This is a genomic window from Streptomyces sp. NPDC102451 (genome assembly GCF_044765485.1).
Taxonomy (GTDB): domain Bacteria; phylum Actinomycetota; class Actinomycetes; order Streptomycetales; family Streptomycetaceae; genus Streptomyces.
On record NZ_JBIWKD010000006.1, the window covers coordinates 479,835 to 489,331 of the forward strand.

General features: G+C 71.4%; 9 protein-coding genes and 1 pseudogene. 5 read left to right on the plus strand and 5 right to left on the minus strand.

Annotation, left to right across the window (positions count from 1 at the left end):
• The first annotated feature begins 28 nt into the window (after window positions 1-28).
• From ACIRD8_RS17675 to ACIRD8_RS17695, 5 genes are all read left to right on the plus strand, one after another.
• Window positions 29-796 (plus strand): enoyl-CoA hydratase/isomerase family protein, encoded by a 768-nt coding sequence (locus ACIRD8_RS17675; RefSeq protein ID WP_403991789.1) that lies wholly within the window; start codon window positions 29-31, stop codon window positions 794-796.
• A gap of 250 nt (window positions 797-1,046) precedes the next feature.
• Window positions 1,047-1,562 (plus strand): ATP-binding protein, encoded by a 516-nt coding sequence (locus tag ACIRD8_RS17680; RefSeq protein ID WP_403991792.1) that lies wholly within the window; start codon window positions 1,047-1,049, stop codon window positions 1,560-1,562.
• A gap of 385 nt (window positions 1,563-1,947) precedes the next feature.
• Window positions 1,948-2,802 (plus strand): polysaccharide deacetylase family protein, encoded by an 855-nt coding sequence (locus ACIRD8_RS17685; RefSeq protein WP_403991795.1) that lies wholly within the window; start codon window positions 1,948-1,950, stop codon window positions 2,800-2,802.
• The gene (locus tag ACIRD8_RS17690; RefSeq protein WP_403991798.1) at window positions 2,802-3,974 is read left to right on the plus strand and encodes a beta-propeller fold lactonase family protein; all 1,173 of its coding nucleotides are present in this window, start codon (window positions 2,802-2,804) and stop codon (window positions 3,972-3,974) included. Before ACIRD8_RS17685 ends, ACIRD8_RS17690 begins: the two co-directional genes overlap by 1 nt.
• Before the next feature lie 102 nt (window positions 3,975-4,076).
• The gene (locus tag ACIRD8_RS17695; protein ID WP_014153971.1) at window positions 4,077-4,292 is read left to right on the plus strand and encodes an EF-hand domain-containing protein; all 216 of its coding nucleotides are present in this window, start codon (window positions 4,077-4,079) and stop codon (window positions 4,290-4,292) included.
• 47 nt (window positions 4,293-4,339) lie between these two features.
• Here ACIRD8_RS17695 and ACIRD8_RS17700 read toward each other — a convergent pair whose 3' ends face one another.
• From ACIRD8_RS17700 to ACIRD8_RS17720, 5 genes and pseudogenes are all read right to left on the minus strand, one after another.
• Window positions 4,340-6,655 (minus strand): N-acetylmuramoyl-L-alanine amidase, encoded by a 2,316-nt coding sequence (locus ACIRD8_RS17700; protein ID WP_403991801.1) that lies wholly within the window; start codon window positions 6,653-6,655, stop codon window positions 4,340-4,342.
• A 221-nt stretch (window positions 6,656-6,876) separates the two neighbouring features.
• Complete coding sequence (locus ACIRD8_RS17705) at window positions 6,877-7,296, minus strand: GntR family transcriptional regulator (protein WP_403991804.1); 420 nt, start codon at window positions 7,294-7,296, stop codon at window positions 6,877-6,879.
• Between the two features lie 43 nt (window positions 7,297-7,339).
• Window positions 7,340-8,308: an ABC transporter permease subunit gene (locus tag ACIRD8_RS17710; protein WP_403991807.1), complete on the minus strand. Its 969-nt coding sequence runs from the start codon at window positions 8,306-8,308 to the stop codon at window positions 7,340-7,342.
• Window positions 8,305-9,249, minus strand: coding sequence for an ABC transporter ATP-binding protein (locus ACIRD8_RS17715; RefSeq protein ID WP_403991810.1), 945 nt, complete (start codon window positions 9,247-9,249; stop codon window positions 8,305-8,307). The genes ACIRD8_RS17710 and ACIRD8_RS17715 overlap by 4 nt, the downstream gene beginning before the upstream one ends.
• Window positions 9,250-9,359: 110 nt before the next feature.
• A pseudogene (locus ACIRD8_RS17720) lies at window positions 9,360-9,497 on the minus strand (esterase); the annotation flags it as partial.

Genomic DNA, 9,497 nt, shown 5'->3' on the forward strand with positions numbered 1-9,497 from the left:
CGCGTTAGCAGTGGTTAACCTGCTCCCCATGACCGTAACCCTCGAAGTAAGCGACAACGTCGGCACGATCCGGCTGGACCGGCCGCCGATGAACGCCCTGGACGTCGCCGTGCAGGACCGGCTGCGCGAGCTCGCCGAGGAGGCAGGCCGGCGCGACGACGTACGCGCGGTGATCCTCTACGGCGGCGAGAAGGTGTTCGCGGCGGGCGCGGACATCAAGGAGATGCAGGCGATGGACCACACGGCCATGGTCGTACGCTCCCGGGCCCTGCAGGAGTCCTTCACCGCCGTGGCGCGCATCCCCAAGCCCGTGGTCGCGGCCGTCACCGGCTACGCCCTCGGCGGCGGCTGCGAGCTCGCGCTCTGCGCCGACTTCAGGATCGCCGCGGACAACGCGAAGCTCGGCCAGCCGGAGATCCTGCTGGGGCTGATCCCCGGCGCCGGCGGCACCCAGCGCCTGGCCCGGCTGGTGGGGCCGTCGAAGGCCAAGGACCTGATCTTCACGGGCCGTCAGGTGAAGGCCGAGGAGGCCCTGGCGATCGGCCTGGTGGACCGTGTGGTGCCCGCCGCCGAGGTGTACGAGCAGGCGCACGCCTGGGCCGCCCGGCTGGCGCAGGGGCCCGCCCTGGCGCTGCGGGCCGCCAAGGAGTCCGTGGACGCGGGGCTGGAGACGGACATCGACACCGGGCTCACGATCGAGCGGAACTGGTTCGCGGGCCTGTTCGCCACCGAGGACCGTGAGCGCGGCATGCGCAGCTTCGTGGAGGAGGGGCCGGGCAAGGCCCGATTCCTCTGACCGAGCGTGAGTTGCGTACACAGGCGCGCATGTTCATCCGTGCGGGCGGATTAGCTGGACCTTAAGAGAACCTTAAGGCCCGGCGTCCGCTCCGCCCGTGCAATTACTCGGCCGCCCCCTGTCGCCGCAGGTGGGCATGGCTGTACGGGGGTCCGTTCTGTCCCTGGCATATGCCGGAGAACCGGCCCGGAATGACTGGTTCCGGTAGAGGGATTCGCCGGAACGGTCACAGAGCGCGTTCTGTGCGGCCATGATGGTGAGCATGGCGGGCCTCGAGGGTGTGGAACAGCCGCGACCGCGCAGCGGTGCGACAGCGGCACGCTGGACGACTGCCGTCGAAGACGAACAGGCGTTCAAGGCGCTGGAGTTGTTCGGAAATCCGACGGAGGGCGAAGTCCGGCTGCCCTCCCGTCCGGAGTCCGCGGCCACCGCCCGCCGGATCACCTCGTGCGTGATGCTGCGTCAGTGGCAGCTTCCCCCGCAGGCCGCCGAACACGGAGTGCTACTGGTCTCCGAGCTCGTGGGCAACGCGGTACGGCACACCGGGGCGCGGGTCTTCGGTCTGCGGATGCTGCGACGCCGCGGCTGGGTGCGGATCGAGGTGCGCGACCCCTCGCGCGGGCTGCCGTGCCTCATGCCCGTCCGTGAGATGGATGTCAGCGGGCGAGGTCTCTTCCTGGTCGACAAGCTCTCCGACCGGTGGGGCGTGGATCTCTTACCGCGCGGGAAGACCACCTGGTTCGAGATGCGCACCACCGACCGCTGACACGCAGAAACCCCCGGTCCGCCTGGGTGAGGCACGTCGGGGGTTCCTGAGGGGGCCGCGGAATGGGGGGTGTGTCCACGGCCGCACGGGGGACCTGGCTCGGGTCGGAGGAGGTCGTGCCCCCGACTATGGCAGACGGGCGACCCCGGAGCCAAAGCCGCAAAACAGGCAATGCGGGCTAATTCTGTGCAATCAGGTGATGAATCGCAGGTGTGATGGGTCACGGGCCTGGCATTCTTTGCGCATTCATCGACTTCGCTCGGTGATTCATCGATCACCTCCTGGAAGTGGCTGCACTCGTCCAGCCCGACATTTCCATACATTCCGCCTTACTGTGTCTCGGGTCCCGTGGAAAGAGCACCCGAACCGACCCGCGAGGTGGACCATGAGCGGTCGCAGGACACCGGTGGCCCGTCGCGGCGCACTGCGTACGGCGGCCGGAGGGGTGCTGGCAGGCGCCTGGGCGGTGGGCTGCGCGCCGGACGGGACCCCGCACACGCCGTCCCGGGAGGTGCGGCACGGCGAGAGCACCCCGAGCGCCGAGAGCACCCCGAGCACCGAGAGCACCGCGAGTACCCCCAGCGCCCAGAAGGCCCACGGCGCCGTACGTCCCGCCGCCGCCCCACGGCGCTTCCCCGGGCAGCCGGTCCAGATCGAGCACGGCCCCCGTGGCCGCCCCCGGGTCGCCCTCACCTTCCACGGCCAGGGCGACCCCACGCTGGCCCGGGCGGTCCTCGGCGCGGCCGAACGGGCCGGCGCCCGGCTCACCGTCCTGGCCGTCGGCAGCTGGCTCGACCAGAACCCCGGCATGGCCCGCCGGATCCTCGACGGCGGCCACGACCTCGGCAACCACACCCAGAGCCACCTCGACATCAACGCGATGGACGAGACACGGGCGTACGAGGAGATCACCGGCTGCGCCCGGCGACTGCGCCGGCTCACCGGCTCCATCGGCACCTGGTTCAGGCCCTCGCGCGCCCAGCACGCCACCCCGCTCGTCCAGGACCTCGCGCGCCGGGCCGGATACCCCCACGTGCTCTCCTACGACGTGGACTCCCTCGACTTCACCTCACCCGGGGTCGCGGCCGTCACCCGCAAGGTCGCCGGCGAACTCCGCAACGGCTCGGTGGTGAGCCTGCACTTCGGCTACCGGGACACCGTCGCCGCACTGCCCCTCCTCCTCACCGAAATCGACCGGCGCCAACTGCGCGCGGTGACCACCACGGAGCTGTTGACCTGATGCCTCCCTCCCCGCGCGCCCTCACCGCCGCCGCCCTGCTCGTCGCCGCACTCGCCGCCTGCGCCGCCCCCGCGGACCACGCGCGGCCCGCCGCCTCCCGTACGGAGGCCGCCGCCCCGCCCGACCGGCCGGCGACCCCGCCCGGGCTGCCCGGGATGCCACCCGTGCTCGACGCCGAGGACGTCTACGCGGCGGACCGCCCCGGAAAGCTCTCCCCGGTCGTCAAGGACTTCCCCTCCCGGGTCTACGTCCCCAACACCAACTCCAACACGGTGACGGTGATCGACCCGGCGACGTACAAGGTCGTCGAGACCATTCCCGTCGGCAACCAGCCGCAGCACGTGGTGCCCTCCTGGGACCTGAAGACGCTCTGGGTCAACAACGACCTCGGCGACAGCCTCACCGCGATCGACCCCGCCACCGGGAAGGCCGGCCGGACGCTCGACGTCTCCGATCCGTACAACCTCTACTTCACCCCGAACGGCAAGTACGCCGTCGTCATGGCCTCCATGGACCGCGAACTGGTCTTCCGTGACCCGCGGACCATGAAGGTCGCCAAGACCGTGCCGGTGAACTGCGCGGGCGTCAACCACGCGGACTTCTCGGCGGACGGGCGGTACTTCATCGTCTCCTGCGAGTTCTCCGGCGAACTCCTCAAGGTCGACACGGAGAAGATGGAGGTCGTCGGGCAGCAGAAGCTGCCGAAGGAAGGCGCGATGCCGCAGGACGTGAAGCTCGCCCCCGACGGATCGGCCTTCTACATCGCCGACATGATGGCCGACGGCATGTGGGTGCTCGACGGCAAGGCCTTCACCACCCCGAAGCTGCTGCCGACCGGCAAGGGCGCCCACGGGCTCTACGTCAGCCGGGACTCCCGCCAGATGTACGTCACCAACCGGGGCGAGGGCTCCGTCTCCGTCTTCGACTTCGGCAAGGAGAAGCTCACCGGGAAGTGGCACCTCCCCGACGGCGGCAGCCCGGACATGGGCGGCGTCTCGGCGGACGGCAAGGTGCTCTGGCTCTCCGGGCGTTACGACGCCGAGGTGTACGCCATCGACACCCGCAGCGGCAAGCAGCTCGCCAGGATCCCGGTCGGCAGCGGTCCGCACGGCCTCGCGGTCTATCCGCAGCCCGGCCGCTACTCCCTCGGCCACACCGGCGTCTTCCGCTGACGTCCCCCGGGGCGTGCCGGGCGCGGTCGCCCGGAGGAGTCGCCGTCCGGGCCGCCGGATAATCTGACCTCCGTCAACGACGCTTAACGAAGGGGCGGAACAGTGGCGGACATCGAGTCGGCACGCACGGCATTCGAGCGCTTCGACCAGAACGGCGACGGCCGCATAACGGCCGCGGAGTACAAGAGCGCCATGGCGCAGCTCGGCGACCCCTACGTCACCGAGACGGTCGCCCAGGCCGTCATCAACGCCCACGACGGCAACGGCGACGGCGAGCTCACCTTCGACGAGTTCTGGGCCTCGCAGAACAAGGCCTGATCCGCACCGGACCGGCGGACGCCGGCCCGGTGCGGTGGGCGGCCCGGCTACCTGAGGTAGACCAGGCCGTCGGTGGTGAGGGTGGGCCGGCCCTTGGTGCCGGCCACCACGATCTTGACGGTGTGCTTGGCGGAGGCCGGCCAGGTCTTCGTCCAGACGGCCTGGCGGTACGCGGTGGCGGAGGACTTCAGGTCCACCGTCGCCGCCCTGACCCCGTCCACATAGACGTACGCCTGTCCGGACGTCGAGGCCCGCGACACCACCCACGCGACCGAGCGGCCGGTGAACGTCCAGGTCAGCGAGGCGTTCTTGGTCCCGCTCGCGTACGATCCGCCGCCGAGGTAGCTGGACGACGACTTCGTGGTCCAGGTGCCGCTCCTCTTCGCCGAGGACTCCTGCAGGATGACGGGCGTACCGGTGACCGAGGCGGCCGCGCTGTTGCCCGCGCGGTCGTACGCGGTCGTCCTCCAGGTGGTCGCCGCACCGGACTTCGCGGTGTGCGACGCGCTGACGGTCGTCGGGCCGTAGGTCCTGGCCACCGGAGCGGTCAGGCGGACGTCCCTCAGCTGCACCGCGTCGGTGGCCTTCCACTTCAGGGAGAGCGGAACGGCCGCGGTGTTCACCGTCCCGGTGCGCAGCGAGAGGGCGGGCTTCGTGGCGAAGACGGGGGCGGTGCGGTCCGCGACCACGGTCGCCGCCGCCGATACGGACGTCTTCCCCGACAGGTGTGTCGCACGCACCTGGACCGAGTGACTGCCGACGGCCAGGGTCGCCTTGGCCGACGAGGCGCCGCCCTTCGTGGTGGCGACGGCCTTCCCGTCCACCAGCAGCTCGTACCGGGTGACGAACGCGGCGGGGGTGGTCGCCGACCACCCGACGGTGATGTCCGCCTTGGTGTAGTAGGTGGCGCCCGAGAGCGCGGCGCCGGTCACCGACGTGACGGTGAGACCCGCGACGGGGCCGGCGGCGTAACCGCGGATCGTGGGCAGCTGCGCGTACAACTTTGCGCCGGGGCATTGGGTGTTGAAGCCGTCGCGGTGCCCGGAGATCCGGCCGAACGAGTACGTCTTCCCCGCGGTGAAGGTCTTCCCCGCGTAGTTGGTGCCGTTCGCGCCCGCCGTCAGTGTGGTCGTCGTCGACGGGCTCACACCGTACTGGCCGAGCTTCCACGCGGCGATCCTGGCCACCGCGGTCGTCGCGGGGGTCGCGGCGGCGGAGTCGGTGTACATGCCGATGACGGCGATGCCCGCCGTCTCACGGTTGAAGCCGTAGGTGTGCGCTCCCTGCACGGCGCGGTCCACCCCGCCCTTGCGGCCCTCGAAGACCGTGCCGCACTTGTCGACGAGGAAGTTGTAGCCGAGGTCCTTCCAGCCGTTCGACCGCACGTGGTAGGCGTGCAGCCCCCGGACGATCGCCGCGGAGTCGGCGCAGGAGTACGCGTTCGTCTGCGCCGTGTGGTGCACGAAGACTGCCTTCACCGTGTCCATGTAGTCCGGCGACTCGTCGTTGAGGGACTCGTCGGCGTTCCAGCCGGCCCGGGTGACGATCGGAGGCTTCGGTGCCGTGGACGGCAGCGGCGGGGGCAGGGTCCCGGTCGGTCCGGCGGTGGGCGACGGGGACCCGGCCGGGGCCGACGGCGAGGCGCCGGTGCCGGGGTCCGTGCTCGGGGCCGGGTCCTCCGGGGCGTCGGTGCCCGGTTCCTCGGTCGCCGGCTCGGCGGTCCCGTCCGCGGCGGTCGCGTCGGGGGTGGGGTCCGCGGTGGGGTCGGCGGCCGGGCTCCCGGCCGGCTCGGAGGGCCCGTCCGCCGGGTCGGCCGACGGCTCGTCGGTGGCGTCGGCGGCGTACGCGGCGGGCTCGGTCCCGGACACCTTTCCGGGGTCCACCGTGTCGAGCCGCAGTCCCGCGGGGAGCCCGGCGGATGTGCCCTTCCCGGCGGACACGCGGACCTCCACACCGTCGGAGGGGCCGACCCAGCGCGGCTCCGTGGCGCCGCGCACCCCAGGCTGCCCGGCCTCCGTACGTCCGTCGACCTCCGTGTCGACGGGCAGCCAGGCCGACCAGTCACCGGTCCGCACCGACCGCGTACGCGCCTCGACGGTGCCGGTCACCCTGGCCGACGGGTCGGTCCAGGTGACGCCCAGCATGCTGAACGGTTCGGTGCTGTCGCGACGCAGGGACGCGGTCGCCCCGTCGCCCGACACCTTCAGGGCGTCGTGGTGCACCTCGGTGCGCGCCGGACCGGACGTGGCGCCGATGCCGTCGGGCACGTCCGAGGTGCCGGTCACCCCCTCGAACACCAGGACACCCGCCACGGCCGTCGTCGCAACGGCGGCCGTGGCCCATATTCTTCGCTTCACTCGCACGTGGGTCCCCGAGGATGAATGGCTGCCGTGGCGGCAGGCGGAGGATGTGACCGGCTGCGCGCCGGTCCTCCAGTTCTCCGCATGATCCTCGCGCATTCTTCACACCCTGTCCTGGCCCGGTGCCGGCGACGAGGGCTCGACCTGGTCACAATCGATCGCGCGAGGTCCCTGTCACCCGGACCGCCGGGCCGCCGGGCCCCGGGCGTCGAGCGGCCGGGTGCTCACTTCTCCGAGGGATAGACGGTCTCGAAGGACGCCCGGAACAGGGCCTGGACCTCCTCGCCGCCGAGGCCCTCGTCGCGCGCCTGGTGCAGCCATTCGGTCAGCGCGCCGCGCAGCGGCCACCCGGGGCCGGAGTCCGGTTCGGCGAGGGTGCGGGTGATGAACGTCCCCGCCCCCTGGCGCACCTCCGCGAGCCCCGCACGCTCCAGCTCCCGGTAGGCCTTGAGCGTGGTGTTCGGGTTGACCTTGGTGGCGGCGGCGACCTGCGCGGCCGTGGGCAGCCGGTCGCCCTCCTCCAGCGCGCCCATCCGCAGGGCCTGTTCGACCTGACGGACGATCTGCAGATACGTCGCCACGCCGCTGCGCCGGTCGATGCGGAACACGACCACGGACATCACCTTCCGCTCGATGAGCAACATTTTACGGAGAGAACGAGGCCTCGCCCTACAACGAGGTCTCGCCCTACAAGGGGCGGCGGGAGGCCCACCACAGGGCGAACGCGGTCAGTACGACGGTGCCCGCCAGCAGGATGCCTGCGCCGGTCCACTGCATGGCGGCCATCTGGTCGTAGTCGAGGTACTCGTAGACGTTGTTGACGATGCCCTTCTCCTCGATGCACGCGTTCGTGGCCTTCTCGGTCACCTCGGCGCACGAACCCCACCCGTACAGATGGCCGTCGGCGCTGCCGACCCACCGGTCCACCTCGTACGCGTCGTCGAGACGGGCGGGGAGGGCGGCGTCCAGCGGATACGTGAGGGTGCGCGGTGTGCCCAGGAGGTCCCGGTACATGCCCCAGGCGGTCTGCGCCGCCACACAGAAGACGAACGTGACGACCATGGAGGCGAGGACCCGGCGCAGCAGGATGCCGATCGTGATGCCGGCCGCGGTGAGGAACAGGGCGAGCGCGGGGAGGACGGGGCCCGTGGTGTCGAAGGCGGACGCGTCCATCCAGAGGTTGGGGAGGACCGAACGGTTGGGCCGCCACCACCAGGTGAAGACGGCGGAGAGCACCGAGCAGGCCACCAGGGTGATCAGGAGGCACCAGCCGAGCTTCGCGGCGAGCCAGCGGCGGCGGGTCACGGACTGCGTGGTGACGAGCTGCGCGGTGCCCTGCTCCTGGTCGGCGGCGATCAGCGGGGCGCCGAGGAAGACGGCGAGGACGCCGGGCAGCAGGGTCAGCAGGGAGGTCAGTCTGCTGAAGCTCTCGCCCACCGCCGGCTGCGGCACGCTCTTCCCGGACCGGTCGGCGGCCGCCAGCAGATCGTTCAACTGGCCGCGTTGGTACACGATCCAGAGCGAGCCGAGGACCACCAGGGCGAGGACGCAGATCAGTGTGGTCCGGTGCTGGCGCAGGACCAGCCAGGTCAGTCCGCGCAGCACCCTCGGGCGGGCGGTGCGTGCGGCCGGTGTGCCGGTCACGGTGGTGCTCATGCGGTCCTGGTCCCCTCGGTCTCGTTCTGTGCGCCGGGTGTGTACAGCGCGGGCGCGTCCGGCGAGCGCAGATGCGCGAGCAGCACTTCCTCCAGGCTGGGCTCGGCCACCTGCCAGTTCCCGGTCAGCGGGCCGTCGGTCCGCAGTAGGGCCTGGAACTGCCGCCCCTGCACGCGCTTCTCGATCACCGTGTGGCGTGCGAGGTCGGCGGGCAGGCCCCCGTCCTCGGCCAGGCCGGTCACCAGGGCGTGGGCCGGGACCAGCGCGTCGGCGTCACCCGCCATCCGGATCCGGCCGTCGGCGACGACCAGCAGGTAGTCGCACATGTCCTCCAGCTCGGCCAGGATGTGGGAGGACATCACCACCGTGGTGCCGCGCTCGACGGCCTCGGCCATCAGCAGGGTGCCCATCTCGTCGCGGGCCAGCGGGTCGAGATCCGCCATCGGCTCGTCGAGCAGCAGCAGGTCGGGCCGCTTGCCGAAGGCCAGCGCGAGGGCGACCCGGGTGCGCTGCCCGCCGGAGAGCGTCCCGACCGCGGCGCCCATCGGCACATCGCCCGAGCGTACGATCCGCTCCGCCGCCGCCGCGTCCCAGCCGGGGTTGAGCTCGCTGCCCATCCGCAGCGTCTCCGCCACGGTGAACCGCTTGTACATCGGCTTGTCCTGCCCGAGGAAGGCGAACCTCGGCATCACCCGGGAGTCACCCACCGGCACCCCGAACACCCGCAGTTCGCCCTGCGTCGGCACGATCTGACGGGACGCCAGGCCCAACAGGGTGCTCTTCCCTGCGCCGTTGGGGCCGACGAGACCGCAGATCCGTCCGGCCGGCAGCCGGAAGGAAACGTCGCGCAGGGCCCACCCCCGCCGGTAGCGCTTCCCCAGACCGCGGGCCTCCAGTGCCCAGGTGCCCGGACTTCCGCCCGGATTGCTCGTCTCCGCCACGCGCCTCGCCCCAATTCAATTAGTCAATTAATGGAATCATGGTCATCGCGGGGCATGGGTGTCAAGCGCGGCCCCTCCTGGGGTCCGCGCCCGGTACGGCGGGTGTCGTCTCACCCCACCGCGGAATGGAACTCCCGCCGGAGCCCGACGATGCCGTCGCCCTCCCGTGTCGGATGGACCCGGTTGGTGAGCAGTACGGCGTAACGGCCGGTGCCGGGGTCGATCCACAGGCTGGTCCCGGTGAAACC